The 26,164-nt window shown below is 38.1% G+C and carries 30 protein-coding genes and 2 riboswitches; of the genes, 9 read left to right on the top strand and 21 right to left on the bottom strand.

Annotation, left to right across the window (positions count from 1 at the left end; all coding sequences use genetic code 11):
- Positions 1-120: 120 nt before the first annotated feature.
- Together ADM90_RS05695 and def are read left to right on the top strand one after the other, a co-directional pair.
- On the top strand, positions 121-312 hold the full coding sequence (locus tag ADM90_RS05695; RefSeq protein ID WP_053994062.1) for a helix-turn-helix transcriptional regulator: 192 nt from the start codon (positions 121-123) through the stop codon (positions 310-312).
- Positions 305-883 (top strand): peptide deformylase, encoded by a 579-nt coding sequence (gene def / locus ADM90_RS05690; protein ID WP_053994061.1) that lies wholly within the window; start codon positions 305-307, stop codon positions 881-883. Before ADM90_RS05695 ends, def begins: the two co-directional genes overlap by 8 nt.
- 18 nt (positions 884-901) lie before the next feature.
- On the opposite strand, the gene ADM90_RS05685 is transcribed toward def, so the two are convergent.
- Both ADM90_RS05685 and yneA read right to left on the bottom strand, forming a co-directional pair.
- Positions 902-1,567, bottom strand: coding sequence for a YneB family resolvase-like protein (locus ADM90_RS05685; RefSeq protein ID WP_053994060.1), 666 nt, complete (start codon positions 1,565-1,567; stop codon positions 902-904).
- Positions 1,564-1,878 (bottom strand): cell division suppressor protein YneA, encoded by a 315-nt coding sequence (gene yneA / locus ADM90_RS05680; RefSeq protein ID WP_053994059.1) that lies wholly within the window; start codon positions 1,876-1,878, stop codon positions 1,564-1,566. The genes ADM90_RS05685 and yneA overlap by 4 nt, the downstream gene beginning before the upstream one ends.
- A 165-nt stretch (positions 1,879-2,043) precedes the next feature.
- Between yneA and lexA the strand changes: the two genes are divergently transcribed.
- Positions 2,044-2,661, top strand: a complete 618-nt coding sequence (lexA, locus tag ADM90_RS05675) for a transcriptional repressor LexA (protein ID WP_053994058.1) — start codon at positions 2,044-2,046, stop codon at positions 2,659-2,661.
- Between the two features lie 161 nt (positions 2,662-2,822).
- On the opposite strand, the gene ADM90_RS05670 is transcribed toward lexA, so the two are convergent.
- The 11 genes from ADM90_RS05670 to ADM90_RS05620 all read right to left on the bottom strand — a co-directional run bounded on the left by ADM90_RS05670 (position 2,823) and on the right by ADM90_RS05620 (position 13,198).
- Positions 2,823-3,554 (bottom strand): gamma-glutamyl-gamma-aminobutyrate hydrolase family protein, encoded by a 732-nt coding sequence (locus tag ADM90_RS05670; RefSeq protein ID WP_053994057.1) that lies wholly within the window; start codon positions 3,552-3,554, stop codon positions 2,823-2,825.
- A gap of 34 nt (positions 3,555-3,588) precedes the next feature.
- Positions 3,589-4,341 carry a prepilin peptidase gene (locus tag ADM90_RS05665; RefSeq protein ID WP_053994056.1) on the bottom strand — a complete coding sequence of 251 codons (753 nt, stop codon included), beginning with the start codon at positions 4,339-4,341 and terminating at the stop codon, positions 3,589-3,591.
- A gap of 64 nt (positions 4,342-4,405) precedes the next feature.
- On the bottom strand, positions 4,406-5,098 hold the full coding sequence (locus tag ADM90_RS05660) for a hypothetical protein (protein ID WP_053994055.1): 693 nt from the start codon (positions 5,096-5,098) through the stop codon (positions 4,406-4,408).
- Positions 5,095-5,688, bottom strand: a complete 594-nt coding sequence (locus ADM90_RS05655; RefSeq protein ID WP_053994054.1) for a PilN domain-containing protein — start codon at positions 5,686-5,688, stop codon at positions 5,095-5,097. The genes ADM90_RS05660 and ADM90_RS05655 overlap by 4 nt, the downstream gene beginning before the upstream one ends.
- A complete protein-coding gene (gene pilM, locus ADM90_RS05650; RefSeq protein WP_053994053.1) occupies positions 5,688-6,662 on the bottom strand; it encodes a type IV pilus biogenesis protein PilM in 975 nt (324 codons plus the stop codon). The genes ADM90_RS05655 and pilM overlap by 1 nt, the downstream gene beginning before the upstream one ends.
- 112 nt (positions 6,663-6,774) lie before the next feature.
- The gene (locus ADM90_RS05645; protein WP_053994052.1) at positions 6,775-7,251 is read right to left on the bottom strand and encodes a type II secretion system protein; all 477 of its coding nucleotides are present in this window, start codon (positions 7,249-7,251) and stop codon (positions 6,775-6,777) included.
- Positions 7,252-7,311: 60 nt separating this feature from the next.
- The gene (locus tag ADM90_RS05640) at positions 7,312-7,788 is read right to left on the bottom strand and encodes a prepilin-type N-terminal cleavage/methylation domain-containing protein (RefSeq protein ID WP_053994051.1); all 477 of its coding nucleotides are present in this window, start codon (positions 7,786-7,788) and stop codon (positions 7,312-7,314) included.
- Between the two features lie 129 nt (positions 7,789-7,917).
- A complete protein-coding gene (locus ADM90_RS05635; RefSeq protein WP_053994050.1) occupies positions 7,918-9,123 on the bottom strand; it encodes a type II secretion system F family protein in 1,206 nt (401 codons plus the stop codon).
- Entirely contained in the window at positions 9,120-10,166 is a 1,047-nt protein-coding gene (locus ADM90_RS05630) for a type IV pilus twitching motility protein PilT (RefSeq protein ID WP_053994049.1), read from the bottom strand. Before ADM90_RS05630 ends, ADM90_RS05635 begins: the two co-directional genes overlap by 4 nt.
- 11 nt (positions 10,167-10,177) lie before the next feature.
- Entirely contained in the window at positions 10,178-11,848 is a 1,671-nt protein-coding gene (locus ADM90_RS05625) for a GspE/PulE family protein (protein WP_200908517.1), read from the bottom strand.
- Positions 11,849-11,866: 18 nt separating this feature from the next.
- A complete protein-coding gene (locus ADM90_RS05620) occupies positions 11,867-13,198 on the bottom strand; it encodes a G5 domain-containing protein (RefSeq protein WP_053994048.1) in 1,332 nt (443 codons plus the stop codon).
- Positions 13,199-13,601: 403 nt separating this feature from the next.
- On the opposite strand from ADM90_RS05620, the gene ADM90_RS05615 reads away from it, so the two are divergent.
- From ADM90_RS05615 to ADM90_RS05605, 3 genes are read left to right on the top strand one after another with little or no spacing between them, the layout of a single operon-like run.
- Positions 13,602-14,072, top strand: a complete 471-nt coding sequence (locus ADM90_RS05615) for a type IV pilus modification PilV family protein (protein ID WP_053994047.1) — start codon at positions 13,602-13,604, stop codon at positions 14,070-14,072.
- Positions 14,073-14,077: 5 nt separating this feature from the next.
- Positions 14,078-14,518 carry a PilW family protein gene (locus ADM90_RS05610; protein ID WP_053994046.1) on the top strand — a complete coding sequence of 147 codons (441 nt, stop codon included), beginning with the start codon at positions 14,078-14,080 and terminating at the stop codon, positions 14,516-14,518.
- Positions 14,515-15,789 (top strand): hypothetical protein, encoded by a 1,275-nt coding sequence (locus tag ADM90_RS05605; RefSeq protein WP_053994045.1) that lies wholly within the window; start codon positions 14,515-14,517, stop codon positions 15,787-15,789. Before ADM90_RS05610 ends, ADM90_RS05605 begins: the two co-directional genes overlap by 4 nt.
- A gap of 78 nt (positions 15,790-15,867) precedes the next feature.
- On the opposite strand, the gene ADM90_RS05600 is transcribed toward ADM90_RS05605, so the two are convergent.
- Together ADM90_RS05600 and ADM90_RS05595 are read right to left on the bottom strand one after the other, a co-directional pair.
- The gene (locus tag ADM90_RS05600) at positions 15,868-17,967 is read right to left on the bottom strand and encodes a DUF2339 domain-containing protein (protein ID WP_053994044.1); all 2,100 of its coding nucleotides are present in this window, start codon (positions 17,965-17,967) and stop codon (positions 15,868-15,870) included.
- A gap of 81 nt (positions 17,968-18,048) precedes the next feature.
- A complete protein-coding gene (locus tag ADM90_RS05595; protein WP_053994043.1) occupies positions 18,049-18,300 on the bottom strand; it encodes a phage holin in 252 nt (83 codons plus the stop codon).
- A gap of 268 nt (positions 18,301-18,568) precedes the next feature.
- Here ADM90_RS05595 and ADM90_RS05590 point away from each other — a divergent pair, with 268 nt between their 5' ends.
- From ADM90_RS05590 to ADM90_RS05580, 3 genes are read left to right on the top strand one after another with little or no spacing between them, the layout of a single operon-like run.
- Entirely contained in the window at positions 18,569-18,943 is a 375-nt protein-coding gene (locus ADM90_RS05590; protein WP_235473328.1) for a GntR family transcriptional regulator, read from the top strand.
- Positions 18,943-19,806: an ATP-binding cassette domain-containing protein gene (locus ADM90_RS05585; protein WP_053994042.1), complete on the top strand. Its 864-nt coding sequence runs from the start codon at positions 18,943-18,945 to the stop codon at positions 19,804-19,806. Before ADM90_RS05590 ends, ADM90_RS05585 begins: the two co-directional genes overlap by 1 nt.
- Positions 19,803-20,498 (top strand): hypothetical protein, encoded by a 696-nt coding sequence (locus tag ADM90_RS05580; protein WP_053994041.1) that lies wholly within the window; start codon positions 19,803-19,805, stop codon positions 20,496-20,498. Before ADM90_RS05585 ends, ADM90_RS05580 begins: the two co-directional genes overlap by 4 nt.
- Before the next feature lie 67 nt (positions 20,499-20,565).
- On the opposite strand, the gene ADM90_RS05575 is transcribed toward ADM90_RS05580, so the two are convergent.
- The 6 genes from ADM90_RS05575 to ribD all read right to left on the bottom strand — a co-directional run bounded on the left by ADM90_RS05575 (position 20,566) and on the right by ribD (position 25,595).
- The gene (locus tag ADM90_RS05575) at positions 20,566-21,276 is read right to left on the bottom strand and encodes a hypothetical protein (RefSeq protein WP_053994040.1); all 711 of its coding nucleotides are present in this window, start codon (positions 21,274-21,276) and stop codon (positions 20,566-20,568) included.
- 40 nt (positions 21,277-21,316) lie between these two features.
- Positions 21,317-21,937: a hypothetical protein gene (locus ADM90_RS05570; RefSeq protein WP_053994039.1), complete on the bottom strand. Its 621-nt coding sequence runs from the start codon at positions 21,935-21,937 to the stop codon at positions 21,317-21,319.
- Between the two features lie 308 nt (positions 21,938-22,245).
- On the bottom strand, positions 22,246-22,710 hold the full coding sequence (gene ribH, locus ADM90_RS05565; RefSeq protein ID WP_053994038.1) for a 6,7-dimethyl-8-ribityllumazine synthase: 465 nt from the start codon (positions 22,708-22,710) through the stop codon (positions 22,246-22,248).
- 12 nt (positions 22,711-22,722) lie between these two features.
- Positions 22,723-23,910 (bottom strand): bifunctional 3,4-dihydroxy-2-butanone-4-phosphate synthase/GTP cyclohydrolase II, encoded by a 1,188-nt coding sequence (locus ADM90_RS05560; protein ID WP_053994037.1) that lies wholly within the window; start codon positions 23,908-23,910, stop codon positions 22,723-22,725.
- A gap of 11 nt (positions 23,911-23,921) precedes the next feature.
- Positions 23,922-24,554 carry a riboflavin synthase gene (ribE, locus tag ADM90_RS05555; protein WP_053994036.1) on the bottom strand — a complete coding sequence of 211 codons (633 nt, stop codon included), beginning with the start codon at positions 24,552-24,554 and terminating at the stop codon, positions 23,922-23,924.
- A gap of 9 nt (positions 24,555-24,563) precedes the next feature.
- The gene (gene ribD, locus ADM90_RS05550) at positions 24,564-25,595 is read right to left on the bottom strand and encodes a bifunctional diaminohydroxyphosphoribosylaminopyrimidine deaminase/5-amino-6-(5-phosphoribosylamino)uracil reductase RibD (RefSeq protein ID WP_053994035.1); all 1,032 of its coding nucleotides are present in this window, start codon (positions 25,593-25,595) and stop codon (positions 24,564-24,566) included.
- Positions 25,596-25,694: 99 nt separating this feature from the next.
- A riboswitch (FMN riboswitch) is annotated at positions 25,695-25,813 on the bottom strand.
- An 83-nt stretch (positions 25,814-25,896) separates the two neighbouring features.
- A riboswitch (FMN riboswitch) is annotated at positions 25,897-26,015 on the bottom strand.
- Positions 26,016-26,164 lie beyond the last annotated feature (149 nt).

Genomic DNA, 26,164 nt, shown 5'->3' with positions numbered 1-26,164 from the left:
CCCTTTCCTACACACTCAAATCAACACTTCGAACAAGTACAATTGAATACACAGGTGATGAGTTCCCTTGAACGGGTGAATCGTCATTTACACAAAAATATTGACAGTACCGGGATATAGGTGAAAAATATTATGAAAATCCTAAGAACAAAATTAGGGTTAACACAGGCGGATCTTGCACAACAATGTGGTGTTGTTAGGCAAACCATTAACTGTATAGAAAATGATAAGTATGACCCGACTCTTGAATTAGCCTTTAAAATTGCTAAAGTATTAAATAGTCGAATTGACGAGGTATTTATGTATGAGTAAATTCCATCCAGCCTATACGATTACAATGAAAGATTTTGTGAAAGAGGACTCACCTTTATTACGCAAAAAAACAACTGAGGTGACAATACCTGTTACGAAAGAGGATCAAGATACTTTATTATCGATGCTACAGTACTTAAAAAATAGCCAAGATGCCATATTAGCGAAAAAGTATAAATTACGACCAGGAAGTGGACTATCTGCGAATCAAATCGGACTGGATAAACGAATGTTTGCTGTACTTTTTAATGACCATAAACAAACGCAGGAAATGATGCTTATCAATCCTAAAATTATGAGTCATTCATTGAATATGATTTACTTACCTGAAGGAGAAGGCTGTCTTTCTGTCAATCGACCTGTTCATGGTTTTGTACCGCGCTACGAGCGAATTAAAATAAAAGCTTATGATATACACGGCCAAGAATTTATTGTGTCGTTAACAGGTTATGGTGCGATTGTTGTCCAACATGAAATGGATCATTTAAACGGTATTATGTTTTATGACAGAATCAATAAAGAAAACCCATTTAAGCTACCAGATAATGTGATCATTGAAAGCTTATATTAAAAAGGATTAGCGGGCATCTTATTTGCCTGCTAATCCTTCTTGATGTTCTCTGAAGCGACGATGAACTGTTGCTTTACTTACCTCAAAGCCTAGTCCTTTAAGCGTTATGGAAATTTCCTCAAAGGTAAAACCTCGCTTACGTAGGTTGACAATTTCCTCTACAGGCAATTCCTTACGCTCCTGCCCATATGGATTGCCACGATTTGATAAATTATTTTCAGGACGATAGCCATTTTCCACGGCTCGTCGCATCCCACGACGGATTTTAGCATTATGGATTCTACGCTGATACTCCTCTACAATGGCCAAAATCTCAAGCAGCATTGTATCCATTTCATTTAATTGAACGGGTCCTGCATCATGCATGGAAAACACATCTGTTGCTGATTTTTGCAATAAATGCAACACCGCCATTCTCGCATTTCCACGACCTAAACGTGTTTCATCTTGCACAAAAAGAGCACATATGTTCTTTTCTTTAATAAAATCAAGCATTTCAAGCAAGCCTTCTCGTTCTACATCATAGCCGCTATGCTTGTCCTTAAAAATGCCCTTCACTTCATAGCCCAACTCTTTTGCATAGCGTTGCAGTTCTTCCTGCTGACGCTCTAAGGAGGAGCTTTGTGTCTCTTTTTCAGTGCTCACACGACAATAGACAACGGCTGATAGTTGATTATTTCTCATTGTTCACTTCTCGCAATTTCCATGATTTTGATGGGATTGGCTTGTTGATCCAGTACAGGTATGACTAATGATTTTCCTGCTACAATTTTAATATTTGTTAACTCATTCTCCATTTTAACAAGCTTAATCCAATCATCTGAACTCATTTTACCACGATATTGCTCTGCTAACGACCACAAGCTATCTCCATGCTCAATTTGAATTTCTGCGTAACTTATATCTCCTGGATCAGTCATGTAAAGGTATGCTGCAAACAGTAAACAAGCTCCTGCTAAAATTGAGATATGCGTATTCTTCTTTAACCAAGTCATCATCATAACCCCTTTTCCAGAATGTTTGTTCGGAATATAAGTTCTATAATAAAACGAACAAACGTTTTTGTCAAACACTTTTCGAACCTATGTTTGCATACATGTTCGCATTCTGTTATACTATCAAATAAGAAGAATGATATTAGAAAAAAGAGGTGAGCAAATATGAAAAAAGTGACAAAAAGACAAGAGGATATTCTAGCTTTTATTAAGGAAGAGGTGCGCACGAAAGGCTATCCGCCATCAGTACGCGAAATTGGGGAAGCGGTTGGACTCGCTTCAAGCTCAACCGTTCATGGTCATTTAGCTCGATTAGAACAAAAGGGCCTTATTCGCCGAGATCCAACGAAGCCACGTGCCATTGAAATTTTAGAGCCAGAGGATGCGATTCAAAAGCAAAATGTTATTCATGTACCGCTTGTCGGGAAGGTAACAGCTGGTTCTCCCATTACGGCGATTGAAAACATCGAAGAGTACTTCCCGCTACCAGATGCCTATGGGACAAGTGAGGATCAATTATTTATGTTAGAGATTATGGGTGAATCCATGATCGAAGCAGGTATCTTTGATGGGGACTTAGTTATTGTCAAGCAAAAGTCCACTGCCGATAATGGAGATATTGTTGTGGCGATGACGGCTGAGGATGAGGCGACTGTAAAGCGTTTCTTCAAGGAAAAAAATCATTTCCGTTTACAGCCTGAAAATGCAACAATGGAGCCAATTATCGTTGATCAGGTTTCCATTTTAGGACAGGTTGTAGGCCTTTATCGCCGCGTTCATTAATGCTTTATAAAAGTAAGCTTTGAGGATTATGCATTTCTTTGCCAAGCATATATCCTCTTTTTTATGCACAAAAAGCTAGATAATAAAAACTCGAACGATTCCAAAACACTCTATGCATGTTTTGTAGTATCGTTCGAGTTTTAAATTTAGCGAAAAATTTTTTATCCTGCCATTTCTTCCCTCTTACATTTCAAGCTAGCCTCAATAAACGCTGAAAATAGCTTTTGTGCATGTTCGTCTCCTACAGTAGCTAATTCCTCTGGATGCCACTGCACAGCTAAACAAAATGGCAACTCCTCATACACCATTGCTTCGACAATACCATCACTTGAGGTTGCTACTATTTTGCATTGATCAGCTAGCCTATTTACGGCCTGATGATGCAATGAATTTACGGCGATTTTTTCCTGCCCGATTATATCCATTAATAAATTATTAGCCGCTATTTGCACATAATGTGTCGCTACCATTCGATCTGATTGTTGTGCATGCTGTAACAGCTTTGGGCTGGCATACTCACTATCAATATCTTGATATAATGTCCCCCCTAAGGCAACATTTAATATTTGTAAACCACGACAAATACCGAAGATAGGCATTTTTCGCGTAATGGCCTCTTCAATGAAAGCCTCTTCTACAGCATCTCTTGCTGGATGAACCTTACCTATTTTTGGTGAAGGCTCTGCCCCAAATCGAAATGGATGGATGTCATGGCCTCCAGATAATAATAAACCATCTATCAGCGCTAAAATTTCCGCTACATCCTGCTCTACACCAATCGGAATAATCAGCGGTATTCCGCCAGCTTCAATAACGCTTTTACTATAGGCAGCATTTAATTGTGACGACAAATTATCGTCGACAAATGCTGTAATACCAATAATTGGTTTCACCCAATCCCCTCCATATTAATAAAAAATACAATCATTACCAAAACCCTAAATACCAATTTACGAACGAGTCACCATAGAAATAAACAAGTATTGCCGCTAAAGCAATTGATGGTCCAAATGGAATAGGTGTTTTTCTTCCCTGTTGTCGTTTCGTTAATATCAATACTCCGACAATCATACCAATAACGGCTGCTAAAAATAGCGTTAACAGTACATTCATTGTACCAAGGGCAAGACCAATTAAAAAGAATAATTTAATATCGCCCCCACCCATACCGCCTTTCGATACAACGGCGATACCATATAATAAACAAAAACCAACGGCAGCCCCTAAAAAGCTGTCCCACCAGGGCGTTAATGGTGATAGTACCCGCCCTATTATAAGAAAAGGTAAAAAGAATAGCAGGACTTTATCAGGAATAAGCATATAAGCAAAATCGGATACAACAATAATCACTAATAAGGATATAAAAAACAATGCAACCATTAATTCGATTCCCCAGCCTAGCTGCCAATAAGCAAAGGCAAATAATACACCTGTTAGCAATTCAACCAATGGATAGATCCACGAAATTCGATAACCACAGCTTCGACATTTCCCGCCTAAAAACAGATAGGACAAAACAGGCACTAAATCACGTGCAGTCAACTGTCTTTGACAATTCGTGCAATGCGAAGGCGGCTGGACAATGGATTCCTCTTTCGGTATCCGTAAGCCAACAACATTATAAAAAGAACCAAAGACAAGCCCAAAAAGAAAAAACATAATAGTATAAACCATTTCCAACTGAATATCCCCCTAAATAAATAGACGCCCATACAGTGAAAGTATGGTGCGCCTATATGTGTTATTATTGTTCACCTTCATAATAGAACGTTGTTACTTGAACTGTAGCCTGTAAGGTAAGATCCTCATTTTGCGTTAGCTGGTCTTGCTCGCCTGGCAGTTTAAATTCAATCTTATCCGTTTTCATCACACGCTCTAACTGCTCAATCTCCTGTAAAAAGCTTTCAAGCGAAGCAAAATCAAGCGCTCCAACCTCTAAATTAAAGGTAATTAACTTTAAATTAGCTGGCAATGAATCTGTTGAAAGAGATGCAAGTGGCGTACTTTCCTGTTCTTCCTCCTGTTCACCATTGACCTCTGCTTCAGCTTTCTCCAGCATATTGAGATCCTCTGATACATCTGCTTGAGAAGGAGCTTCACCATCGTTATTGACTGTTAATGAGGCAATGCGCGTACCTGTCACTTCCTCAATCTCAGCTAAATCAAGGATAATCTTTTCCACTGCCCTTGTTGCAGGCAGCTTCTGCCGTAGCGTTAATATGTTGACTGTGGGCTTGCCTTGCTCCTTATCCAATTGTTCAAGCTGTTTGTTGACATTTGAAATTTCTTGCTGGATCTGTGAGACACTCGTTTCTCTTTCTGCCACTTCATCTAATTTTGGTAATAATAAATAATAATAGAATGCAAATAAAATAGCGGCTACTAAAGCAGCTAAAAGAATAATTGATGAATTTTTCCCACTTGTTAATTTATTCATGAGCGACGACCTCCAGCTAAATACATAAAGTCAATTGTCGCTGTAATAGACACAGAATAACGAGGAACCTCTTTAAACCTTTGCTCAGGCGTTAGTTCCTTCTGTTTACCAAGCTCAATCTCAAAGTTGGATACCTTATTAATTTGGGCATCAGAAAAAAAGTTACTCAACAAAAGTCGCTCCACATAAGCTGATATATCGGTCATCGTTTCAAAATCTACTTCAATATTCACTGTATTTGCACCAAAGGCATAGCTACGCAAATACGATTGAGCAGGTAATAAAATTCTCGTCTCATCAATAAGCGGTGTTACGGGATAGGAAACATTTTGAATAAAGGTCACCGATTCTTCTAATGAACCTTGATCGACACTTTTTCTTGCATCCAGCTCCTCTTGTAATTGTTTAAGCTGCGCGGTTAATGCCTGTTCTTCCGCAGTTAAACGGGCTACATCATTTTTAGACGTAAAAAATAAAAATAGAAAATAAGCAATGATGATTCCAACCATTACTAGCATTAAGCCATAAAGAAGCTTGGGAGAAGCTTTTCTTTTTTCAAGCTGCGGTAAGAGGTTAATATCTGGAACCATTAATGAACCTCCTTTAGGGCTAAGCCAAGCAACGTTGAAAATTCTTTCTTAAAGTTTGGAAAAAACTGCTCAATCTGTGTACCATCAATAACTAGCAATGGGGTATCTAAATTGGAAGCTAATAAATTACCTATAGACTTCAGCAACGGATTGTCTCCAAGCATAATGATTTCATCCACTGTCTTTTCACCTTTATGGAGAGAAAATTTAAAGAAATTCATGATACGGTCAATCTCTAAAACTTGATCCATCACAACCATTTGGTATTCTTCTGTTTCCCCACTATAAATAAATTGATAACTAAATTCATCCTCCATTTTCCCTTGCCATTTTTCCATATCTATATCAATTGTTTGATAACGTAAAAATTCCACCTGACCGTTGGAAAAGATACTTATGGAAAGTTCATTGATAGACCACTCTGCAATTAAATAGGTTTTATCAGGTGCGAGCAGTTTCATATGCGCCAGCAAGCGAATATTACATAAAGCCCGAATATCAGCAGCTTCAGGCTCTAACGAAACATCTAACAGCATCCCTACCATTTTCGTAATCTCTTCAGAGGGGGCAGCAAATAAGACAGCCTTGCCATCCTCCGCATCAGCATCATACACATCAATAAGTGGATCCTGAAAGGGTAAATGAATCGAATGCCCCAGCTCCATCTCAGCATAACCACGTAATTCTTGTGGCTGTACATCCTTCGGGTGCTCAAAGGTTTTTAATAGCACTGTTGTATCAGGGACAAACATACGCACAACTGGTTTTTTACCTGTCCATTTCACCACCTGCCCCTTAATAATCTCAAAAAGAGCCACCTCATCCATAATGGTGCCATTTTCAACAATACCAGCGACTAAAGGATACTCATAGGCTTGCCACTGACTAGGCTCTGGTCCTTTCGCCACAATCGCACGCAGCACATAATCCTTTAATTCAATCGAAACATGCGATTTTCTTTTTCTCTTAAACATGAGAAAAGACCTCCCTTCCTACTTCAGTATAAAGGATTTTTCCAATTAGTCATCCATTTCCCACACAGAAACGCAAGAAAATTTACGTTTCTGGATGGGTTGGGATGACTAATTATGGAGTTGGATCTGGATCTGGCGTAGTTGATGGTTTACCGCCTGCGCTTGTTAATGCTCTGTTAAGATCGGCTTCAGTTGTTGTTGTATTTCCACTCCCAGTTGTAAGTTCGATAGTTTTAAGTTCCCCAAATCTACCATATGAAATACTCCATACATTTCTATCTTCATCATAAGTTACTTGGTCGTTATCACCTAGTGTAATACCATCTACAAAGTCTTGTAACTCGTCTGAATCACACTCATTGTTGTCTTCTCCACAAGAACCATCAATATAAGCAATTTTCGCACCGGATAGAATATTTGATGCTTCTGCTAAAATCGCGCGGTCTTTGGATTTGTTAATAATATTACCAATAGCAGGTACAGCGATTGCTGCTACAATTGCTAGAATCACGATAACAGCTAATAGCTCAATTAACGTTAAACCCTTTTGATTCTTTAATAATTTTTTGTTTAATAGTTTTTTAAACATAGTTATTTCCCCCTTAATTTATTTTTTTATATGAAGTGTGTATCCACAAGCTTCTGAAAATTATGACGAGCCTGCACAATCTCGCCCGATACATCTGCCACCGTAGCCTCTACTGCCCTTGCGAATATCCTCTGCAATATGCTCAATGGTAGCATTGTCAAAATTAATATACTTTTCTTTGCTATAATAAATGGCATGTGCATTTAAATAATAGACACCATTTATAAATTGGACATTGGCAGTTTGCCCTGGCCTATCAGCATCTAATATTTTACCTGCACTGTCTAAATAACCCTCCGCTACTAATTGTTCTACCTGAACGATTTGCCATTGATCAGCAGTGGGATGCTCCATAAAATAAAACTGAGCAGCATGAAGCACATTGATGGCATCCGCCTTTAAAGCCTTGTAACGTGAGTTATCAATGATATTCCCTATGGCTGGAATTGCAATGGCTGCAACTACAGCAAGGATCACAATGACAGCTAACAGCTCGATTAATGTCAAGCCTCTTTCGTTCTTTAGCACATTTCCCATGTCCAGCCTCTCCTTTAATACTTAGCTGTGAATAGATACCTAACCTTCCACTTTCTGTTGTGAGCATCATCAAAGTAAGTATTTTCCATTAAGCGGAACAAAAGGGCATCCATCTAATCTTTGTAGACATTACATATTTTCATATAATTGGAACATTGGTAAGAAAATTGCCGCTACAATTACACCTACCACAAGAGCAAGGACTACAATCATTAAAGGCTCAATCAGTGATTTAATTGTATCGACAGCACGATTGACCTCTTCCTCGTAAAAATCGGCAATTTTTTCAAGCATATAATCTAAGGCGCCTGTGCGCTCTCCAATGGAAGTCATTTGCGTAACAAGCGGTGGAAATAGCCAGCTTTTTTCCAGTGGCTCGGATAATGTGCCACCCTTTTCTAAATTATCACGCGCCTCCAGCACCACCTTCCCAATAACTGGGTTCTCACCGATTTTTTCAACAATCGTTAGCGCTTGTAAGATCGGTACGGAGCCGCTAAATAATGTGGCTAAGGTTCTTGTCATTCTCGCTATTACATCCTTTTGCAAAAGCTGCCCAAAGATAGGCATACGTAGTAGAAAAAGACTCATAGCATAGTGAAACTCTTTATTATTATTATAGAAAAAGCGAAAGCCAATTACTGCTACCACCAAGGCAAGTAAGACAAGTAGCCAAAATTGAATAAGCCAGTCACTAATACCTACAATAATCACGGTAATTAATGGCAATTCTAAATTCATTTCCCTAAATGCATCCATAAAGGTCGGGACAATAAAAACCATTAAAAATATACCAACTACGACTGTTAGCAATGATAATAGGGCTGGATATGTCATCGCAGATTGAATTTTCTTCTTAATGTTATATTGTTTTTCAAGTGTGCTGGCTAAGCGATCTAATGTATCGTCTATACTACCTGTTGCCTCACCTGCACGCATCATATTGACAAAGAGCAAAGGAAAGACCTTTGGATGCTTTGCTGCTGCGTCTGAAAAAGCCAGCCCATTACGAATATCCTCTTCCACCTGCATCAATGCCCGCTTTAATGGTTTACTCCGTGTTTGCTCCCCTAAAATATGCGTAGCCTCCACGACGGAGACACCTGCACGAATTAATGTGGCATATTGTCGGCAATAAATAACAAAGTCTTGATGCTTTACTTTTACACCAATAGCAATCTCCTTATGTAAGATACTATTGGATTCTTGCAGCTCTCGGGCATTGATGCCCTGCGCTCGCAGCTTTTCCATGGCAACATTTTTATTGGGTGCTTCAATAATGCCCTTTTGAGGCGCGCCTGTTTTTGTACGACCACTATAACGAAATACTGTCAACTATAATCACCAGCATTCATATAGGGTCGTGCATCCTCTAATGAAATTTTTCCTGTGGCAATTAAATGCTGCATGGAGGACTCTAAGGTGTGCATACCCAATGCTTTACTTGTTTGCATTACACTTGGAATTTGATGGATTTTTTCATTGCGAATTAAATTAGAAATCGCAGGCGCCTGCACTAAAATTTCTGTTGCCGCAACACGCCCTTTGACATCCTTACGCACAAATAAGCGCTGGGATACAATGCCCTGTAGTACATTGGCAAGCTGTACACGAATTTGCCCTTGCTGGTGTGGCGGAAAGACATCAATAATACGGTCAATTGTCGTTGGCGCACTACTTGTATGAAGCGTCGCCATGACTAAATGTCCTGTTTCAGCAGCTGTAATCGCTGTTGAGATTGTTTCATAGTCTCGCATTTCCCCTACTAAAATAATATCGGGGTCTTGACGCAAGGAGGCACGTAAGCCGTTGGCGAAGCTCTTGGTGTCGACACCAACCTCACGCTGATTGATCACTGACTTTTTATGGGTATGCAAGTACTCAATCGGGTCCTCTAAGGTAATAATATGTTTAGATCTTGTTTCATTAATATAATCAATCATGGCTGCTAGTGTTGTAGATTTACCAGAGCCAGTAGGGCCTGTTACTAAAATAAGTCCCTGTGGCTTTTCCGCAAGTCGGTATAGCACCTGCGGCATATTGAGTGCCTCAATAGAAGGGATTTTTGCTTCGATTAAACGAGCGGCTATTGTGACTTCATTGCGCTGATGATAGGCATTAACACGGAATCGACATTTCCCAGGCAATGAAAAGTTAAAGTCCGTCTCTCCCTTTTCTTCAAAATCCTGTTGTTTATGCACAGGTAGAATAACCTTGATCATTTCCTTTAAATCTTCTGATTCTAGTGGCACTGTGCCATATTGCTGTAGCTGCCCATTGATACGGTATACTGGTGGTATACCCTTTGTAACATGTAAGTCTGATGCTTTTTCCTCAAATGCATATGTTAATAACTCAACAATTGAATACGCGGTCATTTCTATCACCCCTAATCTGCACTGGCAACCCGTAAAATTTCTGCTGTGGTTGTTTGACCCTCCACAACCTTTAATAGTCCATCTATTAATAATGTGGAATAGCCTTTTTCCTTCATATAATCCTGTAAAACCATATCTCCCGTACGGTTTAAAATCATATCCTTTACCTGCCGATCAATCGGGAGAATTTCATGGATTGCCATACGTCCCCGATAACCTGTATGGCTACATGCAGGACAGCCACGCCCTTTTTTCCCATGCGTAACACCTTCAATACCATTTTCCTCTAGTATTTCAAGCTCACGTGATGTAAACGCATATGGCTCTGCACAATCACGGCAAATTCTACGCACAAGACGTTGCGCCATAATACCTACAAGCGAGGAGGATAGCAAAAACGGTTCAATACCCATATCATGTAAACGAGAGATGGATTCTACAGCACTATTTGTATGCAGTGTGCTTAACACTAAATGTCCCGTTAGCGAAGCACGAGTTGCAATTTGCGCTGTTTCAAGGTCACGAATTTCTCCCACCATCACGATATCTGGGTCTTGTCGTAAAATAGAGCGCAAGCCAACTGCAAACGTTAAACCAACCTCTTCCTTTACTTGAATCTGATTGATGCCATCTAACTGATACTCCACAGGGTCCTCTACTGTAATAATATTCACACCCTCTTCATTTAGATGGGAAAGTGCTGCATACAATGTGGAAGATTTTCCTGACCCCGTTGGACCCGTAATAAGCATAATACCGTTGGGGTGGGCAATCATTTTTCTAAAAAGTGCCTCATTTTTTTCACTAAAACCTAATTTATCAATATCATTTGCTGCATTGGTTAAGTCTAAAATTCGCATAACCACCTTTTCTCCATAAACGGTTGGTAATGTGGCTAAACGAATATCGACAGGTCTAAAATTAACAGTTGTTTTAATCCGTCCATCTTGCGGGATACGATTTTCTGTAATATTGAGATTTCCCATAATTTTAATACGAGCCAGTACGACATTTTGCATATGCTTTGGCAATGACCGTTCAGTACGGAGCACACCATCTACCCGATAACGTACACGTAGCTCTGTTTCCTGTGGATCAAAATGAATATCACTCGCGCGCTGTGCAACACCATTGGCAATAATTTGATTGACGAGGCGCACAATGGGTGAATCCTCGTTTTCGATTTCCTCTTGTGTTTCTGTAGTTGTGGCTGCTAAATCTAGCATTGCAGCATCCATAGATTCCTGCAAATCATAGTATTTCGTAATGGTACGATATAAATCATCTTTAGCTGCAATACTTGTTTCGATTTGACAGCCAGTTGCCATACGAACTTCCTCAATGGCAAAATAATCCATTGGGTCCTCCATCGCAATAAACAATTTATTCTTTTCCTTACGAATTGGCATAATATTGGTGCGCTTCGCCAGTTCAGCTGGAATTAATTGCAATAATTCAGGACTAATAGAAAATTGATTTAGGCTAATATGTGGAATTCCAAGTTGGAATTCCAATACTTCAATTAACTGCTGCTCTGTTAAGAAATTTTCCTTAATTAGAAAATCTCCTAGCTTCTCATTTTTCGATTTAGTTGTTAATGCATGTTCTAGCTGCTCGACTGTAATAACGCCTGATTCTACAAGTAAATCCCCTAAACGCTTTCGTCCTGGCTTCATAGCCATTCCTATTACCCCCAATCGTTATGGACTTGTTTGTACAAAATTACCACCTTTATCATAGTAGCCATAGACAATTTCAGGTCCATCCTGTGGCTTAGATTCCTCTGCTGTCGAAGATTCTACATCAGGTAAGCCATTGCCATCTAAGTCTATTTCTAAATCAGGGTCTGATGTACCTACACCTGTGTTTTGTGTTGGCGCTGTAACAGTAGCAGGCTCTTTTGACGAACGTGTAATAATTCGATTTTGCGGCGCATAGTAATCTCTGCTAATAAACTGTTCCTCCGTTGCACCATTTTCCACAATAGAACGATAAACCGCCACGCGCGCTCCCTCTGTACCCTCTTGCTCAATACGCTCTTGCCCAGCCTTTAAATCATCGGAATAGCGATAAATAACACGTGGTTTCACAATTTTATCCTTGCTCACACGAACCGTAATATCCTTGTCTTTGACCGCTGCAAAAATTTCTATTTTCAATTGATTGCCTTCCATTGTTGCTTGTAATTTACCAAGCTGCTCAGATCGATTAATGAATTGCAGGTCTTTTGCTAAAGCAGCATCCATATCCGCTTCTATCCCCTGCTGCAAATAAGGCGGACTTTCTTGCTGAGAATGTCGTTCTAAAATTTCATAGTCTGTTTGAAGAAGCACACTATATAACGTGGATGCCACAAAATCTAAGCCAACATCATTCACAGCACCTACCTGCTCCCCTAGCAGCGTCAATAAGGAAAACGCTTGGTTTGGTACAAGGACGACATCATTTAATAATGGTATAACCTGAGCAACGCCCTTTTCAGCGGCTGGCAAATCGGCCATTTGAAAGGCTATTCTTTCACCAGCCTGCAGCATTGCATCATCTATCGCAGCTTCAACCTTATGCTCTTTTAAATAGCTTGCCTGCATAAGTACTTCTTGAAGTGTTTTATCTGTATCCCAAATACCCACCTGCTCTATTTGCTGAACAGCAGTAGCATTGAGCTTTACAGGAATTGGAATATGCACAACCTTCTCCTTTTGCCAAAATGCATACCAAGGTTTTTTTGTGAGGCTTTTATACTGAGTAATGGCTGCCGAAACATCAAAAATTAATTGATCAGCCTGAATGGTTTGTGAGGCATCAGCACTACTAATAACTATTTCCGTCTGCTGCCAATCTAAAACCGCTTGTTGTAATATTGTTAATAAATCTGAATGGTCATCTGTCTCGACTTTTATTCCACCAATTGTTGAATTTTCAGCATTATCATTGGCAAAAACTGTATCATTTAACACAAATGATGGAATAAATATCCCTACGATTAGAACAATTGCTAAAAACAAGCTAATTATTTTTATGTACGTCTTCATTCGCATCATCCTTTAATTAAACTTTTAGAATTTCTTGTATATAAAAATGATACTACAACTATAGTATTTTGACACTACCAAAAATGCAACTTTATTCCGATTTCGTTTATAATATTTACATAAAAATTCGAAAATAATTCACGGAATGGTCCTTAAGACTCATATCGTTATAAAAATTTCATTATATACTATTCTGAAATTTGGTATAATACTTTTGACAGTTATTTTTATTAGTTATTTTTAGCTAGTCTTTATAAATGTAAAAGTATTTAATTTGAAACTAAAAGGAAAATTTCTACTTATAATTGAGGAAATAATTTTAAATTACATTTAACACAGAAAATTTTAAAATTTAGCATATATTTAGTAAATACACAATTTTATTAAGAAAAGGTGTTGAAAAATGAAGCCTAAAAAATTATTAAATGAACATGGTATATCTTTAGTGGAAGTTGTTGCTGCTATTGTATTATTAACTATTATTTTAGTTTCTGTTATCAATCTGCTTCCACAAATGGGCCTAAAAAGTAAACAAAATGAAGATAAGCAAGTTGCAATTAATTTAGTATCTAAAGAACTAGATCATTGGCAATCAACGCTTGAAGGAAATATTGCTAACTTATTAGCTAATCCCGATGGTACTTTCTCCTTTCTTGACGCTGGTGATACACTTACACACGACGCTAATACTATTACAATTCAAACAGCTACTACTAAATCAATGCCATCAAACTATACAACTGAAATACAAATAGAAATAACGCCTGATTTGAATACATCACCTAAAAAAGCTAATCAAATTAGTGTTTTCATCTATAAAAATAATTCAATTTTGGTAACCGAAAATTATGGTTATGTCTTTTATGAAAGGTGAAGATAATGATAATTAAAAATCAACGAGGGCTTACTTTAGTAGAGGTGTTAGCATCAATCATTATTTTGTCTTTAGTTACTATTCTGGCTTGGAATATGTTTTTTCAAGGTACCAAATATTCACAGAAAACTATTTCTAAAAATCAGATGCAGCAAGAAGCTAATATTATTATAGCTAATTTAAATTCTATCCATAAACGCTCTATAGAATACAGTGTTTCATCTAGTGATTGTAGACTATCTGTTGTATATACTGATCAAAATAGGGCAGAAAAAGAGGAAATTTTTGAAAATAGTCAAATGTGTATACAAGCCAATGATCTTACTGTAATCCCTAAAACTACTAATGCAGAAGTACATTTAATAATTGAAGAAAAGAACAATCCTAACAATAAAATTGAAATCAATACTCTATTAAGCCGCTTAAAGGAGGAGAAGAAAGAATGAAGCGTATTATAAATAATGATAGAGGCTATGCATTAGTATTAGTATTAATTATTTCTATAGTATTCACGCTAGTTTTTTTATTATTTTTAGCAATTTCCTCCAACACAACAAAACAAAATAACGTTGTAGAAAGTACATTTCAATCCCAATCAATTGCAGAAATGGGTGCAAGTTATTTTCAACATGCTATGACTAATGAAATCGTTGCTCGTCAAAATAGAATTATTCAAGAAGTACTCACACAAAGAGAACAAGATATTAAAAATAGGATCATCAATACAGATGAATACTATATAAATTCAGTCATTGGGGACATCGAATTAGAATTAAAAAAAAAGGTAATTCCCTTTTTAAATACTAACATAACTATACACTCAAATTCACAAAACCATTTTGAAATTGATTCTATAAATTTTCCATCAGAAGATAAAATGCTAATTATTAATTTTATAAGTGTAGGATATGATGAAGCTAAACGTACGGAAATTGGCGGAACAGTTACAGCCGATTTCTCCGATATGATTGACCCAACATTTAATAATAAACCTGAAGAAACAATTATTACAGGCAATACAATTGCTGATCCAGGTACGAATTTAGATATCTGTTCTACTGGAACAAGAGCAGATTTATCCAACAAGCATTGTCAAATCAATGGAGATATTAGTTATCATCAAAATGATGAGTTAAGATTCAGCAACTCCACCTATCGAGTAAGTGGTAGTCTTAATGTACCTAATATGAATTTCCCTAGTTCTAACTCAACACTTTATATAGTTGGTAGTTTGAATGGTCAAAACTTAAATACAATGACAGATGTAAAATTGCATATTGGTGGTTCACTTTATGTAAGTCAGTTTAATGGTCGTATAGTTGACACAGTTATTGAAGTAGCAGGAAGCACTACTTTGCATGGGAATTTAGATAATCTAAATAACTCCACTATGTACATCGGTGGGAGTTTTACGATGGCAACAATAAATCAAATTACAAATTCAACTATATATGTTGGTGGAGCTGCACAGATCTATCAAGGGGTGAATCTTGGTAGGAATGCAACAATTTGCGTTAATGGAGATTTAAGTATAGGAAACATCAATGATAATTCAGGCGGTACTAGTAAAATTTATGCGCGAACTTCTAATAGCAGACATCAAGCTGTTATTACTGGCAATGCTGAATTCGAAGCTGCCTGTTTAGGGGGCGGTAGTCCTACTGTAAATCCTGATTTCAGCCCCCCTATTGAATATGAATATGATTATTCTTATTAATCAGTGAATCACTTGTTAACAAATAAAGGTTATTTAGAGTACTTGTATTTATGACTTTACTCTAAATAACTTCTTTATTTATTTCCGCAACAACCTACCTGATAATAGCATCCCAATACCACCAATTGTCATAAAGAGAATAGCTCTAATTAATAAATCCAATGCGGATAGGTCGAAGAAGATTAGCTTTATAAATGCTACGACTAAAATAAGAAAGCCCGTTGTACGTAATGCTTTGAACTGATGGGCAAAGCTAAGCCATAGAGCAATGCTAGCGGTTAGGAATAATGTTAGCGTTGTAAAGGCAATGCTTACTTTCCAATCAAGCATATGATTATACGTAAATTGTTGTACAAATCCTAAAATGGACACCATCGTTAGTACAATGCCTGATGTGACAATAGCATCTACATATTTCGCAATATGCTTTTCATATAAGCGATAAATATAGCCTTTGACAATAATATCTATAACAATTGCTACAATCACAGCAAGGTAAATGATTCTTGTTCCAAGATTTAAGCTTTCCATCATTGCTGGCTTTGTGCCGATCATAATCGCAAATAATAAGAAAAATGCACCAAGCACTGGTGTTAAGGCACGCCCTTTATAGTGCTCCTGTACAAACAGTGACCCTGTAAATAATGCTGCCAATGCAATACACATCATATACGGAACATTATCCGTGCTAACAATATAAGCTGTATCTAGCTTGCTAATATACACTAAGAAGTAGCCTACTGTGATAACAGCTAAAATATCAATTATATATAAATCTTTCATAACCTTTTCAAAAGACGATAATACCTCTTTTGGACGTCTTGCATATATATAAATCACAACAAGATATACAATCGGCATTACTAGGCTTAAATGATCAATGCTAAAGAACGGCATTGGTTCATGGAAGATAAAGTTAAGCACCAACGTTATCATAAAACTACCCGAACTTACAACCTTCATCATACTTGCCCGTAAGCGTAAGCTCATCATGACACCTGCAAAGGTAATAAGTGGGTAAAGTAAGTCTTCTACATTATTTGGTATATTCATAATTAAGAGTGCATTACATAAAATAACAAATGCAAGCGTAAGCGCACTATCAAATACTTCCTGCCACTTTTGTCGGTAACTGTATGCAGCCACAGCAGCTAATAAACCTATAAAGATAAATAGTAACCATTCCCCTCCATTAAGAGAAGGGATTATTAAGTTCATTAATAACAAACTAAATGTACTCAATGTAAAATAACAGCCAATGTGGAGTGGTTTCCATTTAGATTGTGCATTATATAAAAGACACCAGCTTGCATAAAAGATTGCTAAAATAGCAAGCAGACCTAGTGCAAATACAAGTCGTTGCTCATAGTTCATAAATGCTACAATACTTACAGCAACGACAGAGAAAAATGTTGCCACATAAAGTGCTAGCTTTTGCTTATGCTGATAAATCACTATTTGTAACATCGCAAATAACACGATAACAAAAGTTGAAATAATAACAGCATTAAAATCCATATATTCTAGTAAATACGGTAATAATAAAGAGGTAAATGCAACAAATATAGTAAGTGCTTCGTTTTTCTTAAAATAACTAATGGCAATACCATAGCCAATATAAACAAACGTAATACCAAGAGCTGGTGTTAAAGCGATTATGTTATATAAAATAGCGCTAGCGGCGGTTGTTAAAATACCAACAATAAAGGCTCCACCATATAATGAAATGGTAATGGCCGATGAGCCTGCTTTTTTGCGCTCTAGTGCATAGGCTATTACTGCTAGACCTACTGATAATGCATAGGCGAGGATGATTTTTACGCCATTCGATAAATAACCATAGTCACTAACAAGCTTTAGTCCCCAAAGCACCCCCATTACTAAAATAACCATAAAGACCTTTGGAAGTGCCCACATAACACGCTCCTCCATCGTTGGCTGTGGTTGCACCTCTTTTTCTGGCACTTTAACTTGCTTTGGTGTAAGTGCTGGTTTCCTGATTGGCTCTCGTGCTGGTTTTGGTACTACTGGTTTTGCCTGCTCAATCATTGATTGTCTGGCATCAAGTGTGTTTATTTTCTCAGAACCTTGCGTATGTTGTAAATGCTGTAATTCCTGACGTAAATCCGCCATCTCCTCTTCAAGCTTAGCAATTCTCCGCTCCAATTCAAGGGACATGCAATCACCCTCCCTACTCTATCAATTTTTTAACATTATAACATATACAGACTGGTTGTAAAATTACACTTTTCGTTTATTTTATCTTGGCCTCCGATACATTAAAGCCCGTTCACTATCACTCGTGCCCTTTGTTGTTGGATCTACTACTACACCTAGTAACACAAGAATGGATAAAATTGTATTAAAAATAGAAGAAATTTGATCTCCCATTGCGTTTGTTAATTCATAGCCAAAAATAGCTGCTACCTGCTGTGCTAGTAAGAGTAATAGTGAAAATAGCCCCAGTAAAAATGGTATATGTTGAAGACGAACCTTCCAGTTAATTCTCATAAAAGCTCACCTCCCCCCTTTACCGTCAGTATATGCACAGCACTTTTAACGCATATATGCAAACATGGAGCTACTATCCTATCATTTAATATTTTCGATAATATTTTGCGGTGGTAAAAGTTTCTATTCGTGCTATTCTTTAAGATTTTATAACCATTTTTAATCATAAAGAAACATCACCTACATATATCTGCTTCGCTAAATATTTTATTGACAAAAAAAGCTCAACGTTATATGGTTAGTTACATAAGTAATTAACCAATGAACAGTGAGGTGGATTGCGATTCATTCTTTTAATAATGAGAAGCCTATTTTCCAACAAATTCGCGAAAGAGTTGAGAATGCTATTTTAGATGGACAGTTACAGCCTGAAGATCGCATTCCCTCCACAAATGAATTTGCTAAGGAATACCAGATTAACCCTGCTACTGCTGGGAAAGGTGTGAACGAGTTAGTGGATAAAGGTGTTATTTATAAAAAAAGAGGTGTTGGTATGTTTGTACACCCAGATGCCAGGAGTATTTTAATTGCTGAGCGTAAAGGAAATTTCTTGCACCAGCATATTGGACCATTAAAAAAGGAGGCCCGACGTCTAGGTATTACAGTTGAAGAATTACAAAAAATGCTAGAGGGAGGATTATGATGAAAATTGAGGTAAGGGATGTTGTGAAATCCTATAAGCATAAAACTGTTTTAAAAAATATCACGTTTACAATGGAAGGCCCAAAGATTATTGGATTTTTAGGTCATAATGGTGCTGGTAAAACGACCTTTTTAAATCTTTTAGCAGGACTTATAGCTACAACAGATGGCACAATTTTAGTCAATGGGGACAATGTTTTCAACACCCCTTCTACTTTACGTGATATTTGCTTTATCGCTGAGAGTGGCAACTTTCAAGAGGAGATGACCATTGCGCAAGCCTTAAAGGCAAATAGCTTTTTCTATCCAAAATGGGATGAGCAGCTTGCACAGAGATTGCTGCAAGTATTTGCATTAAATCCAAAGGAGAAAGTGCGCAGTTTATCAAAAGGTATGGTATCCGCACTCGGTATTATTACAGGCTTTGCGAGTAATGCGGCTATTACTATTTTTGATGAGCCTTATATTGGCTTAGATGTGGCAGCACGCAGCATGTTTTATGATTTGTTAATCGACCAGCAAATTGATAACCCTCGTTTATATATTTTATCGACACATCTAATTGATGAAGCCAGTGAGCTATTTGAGGAAATCTTTATCTTACAAGAAGGCCAGCTCTTGCTTCAAAAGACGACTGACGAATGGCATAAGCATATTGTTGCGGTTAAGGGAAATGCCACTGATGTTGCAGCGGCTATTGTTGACTTAGAAATTATTGATCAGCACATGTTTATGCAAGAAATGACTGCCATTGTCCACACGGGGGGTCATCCAATCGAAGGTTACAACGTAACGCTTGAATCGGTTTCTCTACAAGATATGCTGGTGTATTTAAGTAAACAGAAGGCGAGGTCAGGTAAATGACTACACTAAAAGGCAGTTTTTATATTCTATTTCAAAGCTATAAGAAACAGAATATTATTTTTTGGAGCATTTTATTTTCAATTATTCTCTTATCATTTTTCTTAGATACGTTCTTTGGTCAATTTGTATCTTTTGCTATCACAATCTCAATCCCCGTCTATATTTTTTATAGCTCGATGGCAGCCAAGTTTTTAAATAAAACCTTGCCTTATTTTTTAAAGCTTGGTATCAGTCGCCAACAATATATGGTAAATATAGGACTCTTTTTTATTAGCTGGAGCGTTCTAGGTGCTTTGATTATTGCTTGTACACATAAAACTGTTTCTTCTATTTCCAACTTATTAAGTGTAAAAGATATTATTATCATTCATCCGGCTTTATTGTTTGATACTTCTCCTTCATTTTTACAAATGATGGCATTAGATACAGTTCTACTTTTGTTCTGCCTTAGCTCTGGCTTGCTCCTCAACGTTGTTTTTTATCGTTTAGGTATACTAGGGGGCTATAGTTTTCTTGGATTGCTTACGCTTATTCCGATTGTAACAATTATTTTTGAATGGTATTCTCCACTATTTGACTTCCTAACAGCATCATCTATTGCAGCACTCATGGGTGCCTTACTTCTTTTTAGCATATTACTTTATCTTGTGATTACAGCCAGTATGCGCAAGGTTTCTATCAATCCAGCATAAGTAGAAAATACCCTCAAAGTTAGATTTCCCCACTAACTTTTGAGGGTATTTTAGGATCGACTATTTTTTACTCATTCCTCGCCTGATCCACAAACGACCAATATATTTTATAAAATTCATCCCTTTTTTGCTGTTCAGCAGGTGTCATAACATAATCCCAATTGCCATTTGTGCTTGTTAATAATGTCTGCCCTCCAACAACAACCTCATAGTCATAGCCACCTAGAGAATTCATAACTGGCTTAATGATTCCATTAGCAGACATCGCTATGTTTTTCTCCGTTCCAAAATCCATGTTATTTAGATGGGTCACAAGCGACAATTCTCCGAGAGGTGTTGCATTCTCTTTCTTTTCTGCTTCAAATTGCTTGATAGCTTTCATAGCCTTTTGATATAGGGCTTTGCGGTCAGGTGATACAGGTGAAATATATTGAGCAAGTAAGACCTCGATCTGTCGAATAGGTGTCGTTTTGTCAGCTAATACATTTTTTAGCACTATGTCTTTCATTTGAGCGATCAATTCATCCGGTGGTGGTGCTTGCTTCCCCTTAGTCGGTATTATATCCCAATCAGGTGTTGCTAAATTATTTAGATACAAGGGAGCTGACTGGACAGTAGCTTGTTTACCAACTTCATTGGGTGTGTAATTCGATAACGGATTCGCTGCTTGGCTATGGCTATAGGTCTCTGTTCCATAGGCTGAACGCTCTTTTTGTTGGTGTTTAGCTGTTGTGTAAACAGGCTTCGTTTCTAGCTGTGATAAAGAAGTAATTTTCAATCGTACAACGCCCTCCTCAAATTTTCTACTTAAATTCTTATTACTCCACTGCTTGTAATGAGCCTTTTGAATAGCTAAATAATTTGCCGTTAATGGTGAAGGGCTTACTAATATCGAGTCCTACTCCTTTAGCGAATCTCGAAAAATTCTGCATAAACATGGCATCTTTATTGATAGTAGCTAGGGAACCACCATCTCCTAAACGTTTAAGTGTCATCAAGACATGAACAAGCTCATTTGCGCCTTGACGTTCAGCTTGTGAATAAGACTTATGCCTTCTCAGTGCTGCTTCTTGTTCTGGTGTTACTCTTGTGCCAGGCTCTGACTTCCAAATCATCGGGCTAAAATTTGAGTTAAAGCCACCACCTGTTAATGCTGTGCCATTTAGGGGCTTGCCATTGATTGTTCCTAGATGATAATAAACCCCATACTCAATACAGATAGCATTTGTTTGAGTATTTACAAGCTGCTTTGGTGTGGCTCCCTGATCAATAGCATTGCAGGATTGTATCATTTCCGCATATTTCTTACGTGATGTTTCAATTTCAGCCTGCTTAGGATCCGTCTCCTCTGCTTCAACTGTAAATGTTTTTTGACTTTGCTGTACTTGAAATGTAGACACTGCTCCTAAATTACCAATCGGATTAAATCTAATATGCACATGTTATCCCTCCACTTTTTAGTAAAATATATCTATTTTCCTTTATTGAAAGATTATTACATGTATAATGATTATATCGTTGATGAATCGAAATTATTTAGTGTGTAGGCTTTAAAACATAGGATTGGAGAAAGCTAAGCTATAGCACTGAAAGAAACCATTAAAACGATTAAGCAATCTATTGGTCATCACAGCTAGACACTTAAGCTATATCAAATGTCCTTCTTCTATTCACTTCTATAGAAGAAAGAGAGACTCTCTCAATCAAATTAGAGCCTCTATAAACTAGTGGATTATTGCAAAATCTCTTATACTATTTTCGTTAAATTTGCCATCTCAATAGCAGCAATAGCAGCATCATAGCCTTTATTGCCTGCCTTTGTACCAGCTCGCTCGATGGCTTGCTCAATCGTTTCTGTTGTGACAATGCCAAAAATCGTTGGTACACCTGTTTGTAAGCCCACACTCGCAATCCCTTTTGCTGCTTCATTACAGACATAATCATAGTGCGTTGTTGCTCCACGGATAACCGTACCAAGCCCAATAACAGCATCGTATTTTTGGGATTCTGCCATTTTTTTCGCTATAAAGGGCACTTCAAATGCGCCCGGCACCCAAGCAACTTCAATTGTATTGTCCTCTACACCATGACGCTTTAAGCCATCAATAGCACCTGCTAATAATTTATCATTAATAAACTCATTAAAACGTCCAACGACAATCCCTATCTTTAATCCTGTACCTACAAGTTGTGCTTCCAATGTTTTGACCATACTTCATTCCCCCTATAATAAATGCGCCATTTTTTCTTTTTTTGTATCCATATAATGAGCATTTTCTGCTACTAAACCAGCGATAAGTGGTACACGCTCCACCACTGTAATACCGTATCGTTCAAGCTGTGCTACTTTATCAGGATTATTCGTCATTAAACGAATAGTTGTGACACCCAAATCCTTTAGCATTTGTGCACATAAACTGTAATCACGCAGTTCACTCGCAAAGCCAAGCATTTCATTTGCCTCTACCGTATCATAGCCCTGCTCCTGTAATTCATAGGCTTTTAATTTATTTAATAAGCCTATACCACGTCCCTCCTGTCGCATATAAAGAACTGCCCCTACTCCTTCCTGCTCAATCGTCGCAAGCGCTGTTTGGAGCTGTGCACCACAGTCACAGCGTTTGGAGCCAAAAATATCACCTGTTAAACATTCCGAGTGAATACGAATAAGGGGTGCTGTGACATGCTGTAAATCTCCTTTTATAATCGCAACATGCTCCTTAGTGTCAATAGCGTTCGTATAGCCAATCATTGTAAAGTCACCATAATGGGATGGGAGCTGAATGTTTGCCTCACGTGAAATAACCTGCTCCTTTTCAAGGCGATATTGGATTAAGCTTTCAATCGTAATCAGCTTCATATCAAAATTTTGTACCAGTTCTTTTAATTGCGGGAGGCGAGCCATTGTACCGTCCTCATTCATAATTTCGCAAATAACACCCGCTTGCTTACTGCCACAAAGCATGGCTAAATCAACGGCTGCTTCTGTATGTCCAGGTCTTGCAAGAACGCCATTGTCCTGCGCAATTAATGGAAAAATATGACCTGGGCGACGAAAGTGCTGTGGCTGTGCATGCTCATCCAGCATTTTTTCAATCGTTAATGCCCGCTGAAATGCACTAATCCCCGTCGTCGTGTCCATATGATCAATACTTACTGTAAAGGCTGTTTGATGATTGTCTGTATTATATTGAACCATCGGAGCTAGCTTTAGCGATTGCGCTATTTGTGCACTAACAGGGGTACATATTAGCCCTTTCCCATATGTAGCCATAAAATTAATAACCTCTGGTGTTGCATATTCCGCTAATACAACAAAATCTCCTTCATTTTCACGATTCTCATCATCGACAACAATAATTACCTTTCCCTGTTTTAAATCAGCTACTGCCTCTTCAATAGTGTTAAACATAGTATCCCCCCTTAAAATCCATATTGTTGTAAAAAATCTGCTGTTAATGTTGTTGATTTCGCCTGTAACTGTTTCGCAATATACTTTCCTAGCATATCTGTTTCGATATTCACAACGTCCCCTTCCCGCTTAAAACCAAGTGTTGTTTCACTAAATGTATGCGGAATAATAGATACTGTAACAAGCTCTTTTTGTACATCAAAAATGGTTAAGCTAATGCCATCAATCGCAATTGAGCCACGGGGTATGCATAATGCACTCGCCTCTCGAGAAATTCTTATATCAAAATAAACCGCATTGGCAAACGGACGTTTACGCAAAATCGTTCCTACTTCATCAATATGCCCTGATACAAAATGTCCGCCAAATCGTCCATTGGCAAGCATGGCACGCTCTATATTAACCGCAGCACCTATTTGTAATTGCGAAAGGGCTGTTGCACGTACTGTTTCTGGCATTACGTCAGCCGTAAATTTCGTAGTGGTAAAGCTTGTGACCGTTAAACATACGCCGTTAACAGCAATGCTATCGCCAATGTTCAAATCATGCGTAATCTTTTGTACACCAATCGTCAAAACAACGGATTCTCGCCCTTTTGCTATTTGCTTAATCGTCCCAAGCTCCTCAATAATTCCTGTAAACAAATACTCGCCTCATTTCATCGTTAGCGTTAATTTAATATCCTCACCTATTTTTTCAACTCCCGTAAATGTAAATGCACCTTGTATAGCCTTCGTTGCCATTGACAGTGCCTCAGCGCCCAATAATTTCGGAGCAATATATAGGATCATTTTTTGGACAAGTCGTTGCTGTAAAAAGGCATCCGCCATTTGACAGCCAGCTTCAACATATACTGTCATAATGCCCTCATCTGCTAGTATTCTTAAAATATTATGCAAAGAACAATCCTCCAGCACAAATGTACGAGCACTTGCAAAATCGCGTGGCTTTGCTGTAAAAAGCCATGTCGGAGCTACGTTATCGTTCAATAGTTTCGCCGAACTGGGAACATTGCCAGCTCGATCAATCACAACTCGAATCGGCTGCTTCTTTGATGAACCTAACCGATTTGTTAAACTTGGATCATCAATACAAACAGTGTTTGAGCCAACTAAAATAGCATCATGCATTGCACGTGCATTATGAACATCCTCCTGAACTTGTCGACCTGTAATAGCTGTTTGCTTCTCCTTTTCAGCAGTAATTTTGCCATCTAGTGAAATGGCTTGCTTTAATGTCACATAGGGTAAGCGCTGCGAAATATAGTAGAAAAATGCTTCATTTAATGCTCTTGCTTCATGCTCACATAATCCTACACTTACGGTAATACCCGCCTCCTTTAACCTTCGAACACCTTGCCCAGCAACAAGTGGATTCGGGTCAAGCGTTGCAATAAAGACATGTCCTACCTGTGCCTGAATAAGTGCCTCCACACAGGGACCAGTTTGTCCAATATGACTACAAGGCTCAAGTGTGACATAAACCGTCGCACCCCTTGCTTTTTCCCCCGCAATTTTTAGCGCATTAATTTCGGCATGTGCCTCACCTGCTTTAAGATGTGCGCCAAAGCCGATAATCTCCTGATTTTTTGTGATAACACAACCAACTAGTGGATTGGGAGAAGTTTGATTACTTCCTGCTTTCGCCAAATTTAAGGCAAATTGCATCATTTGTTCGTCATTCATTTCATCACCTCCTTTAAAAAAATAAAAAAGCCGCCTTAAAATAAGGGGCTTTTACGGAAAAGGCATCACTAAATAAACCAGCATAATCGCTAGTTTTTTGCCTACCTTCTCTCATCCAGACTATTACTGTCGGCTTCGGAATCTCACCGAATCCTGCTTATCAAAAGCTCGCGGGCTTTACCGCCGATTGGGACTTACACCCGACCCCGAAGGACTTTTATTCAATTAAAAATGACCTCACATTCTACTGTGGGGTCAAAATTAGCATCGTCAAATAAAGCCACATTTCTGTCGCTTTTTTGCCTACCTTCTCTCATCCAGACTGTTACTGTCGGCTTCGGAATTTCACCGAATCCTGCTTATCAAAAGCTCGCGGGCTTTACCGCCGATTGGGACTTGCACCCGACCCCGAAGGACTTTATTTAATTAAAAAATGACCCCACATTTTACTGTGGGGTCAAAATAAGCATCGTCAAATAAAGCCACATTTCTGTCGCTTTTTTGCTTACCTTCTCTCATCCAGACTATTACTGTCGGCTTCGGAATTTCACCGAATCCTGCTTATCAAA

The sequence above is a fragment of the Lysinibacillus macroides genome, from assembly GCF_001281525.1.
GTDB classification, from domain to species: domain Bacteria; phylum Bacillota; class Bacilli; order Bacillales_A; family Planococcaceae; genus Lysinibacillus; species Lysinibacillus macroides.
Note: the sequence above shows the minus strand (reverse complement) of the source record. Positions and strands in the feature narration are given on the sequence as shown.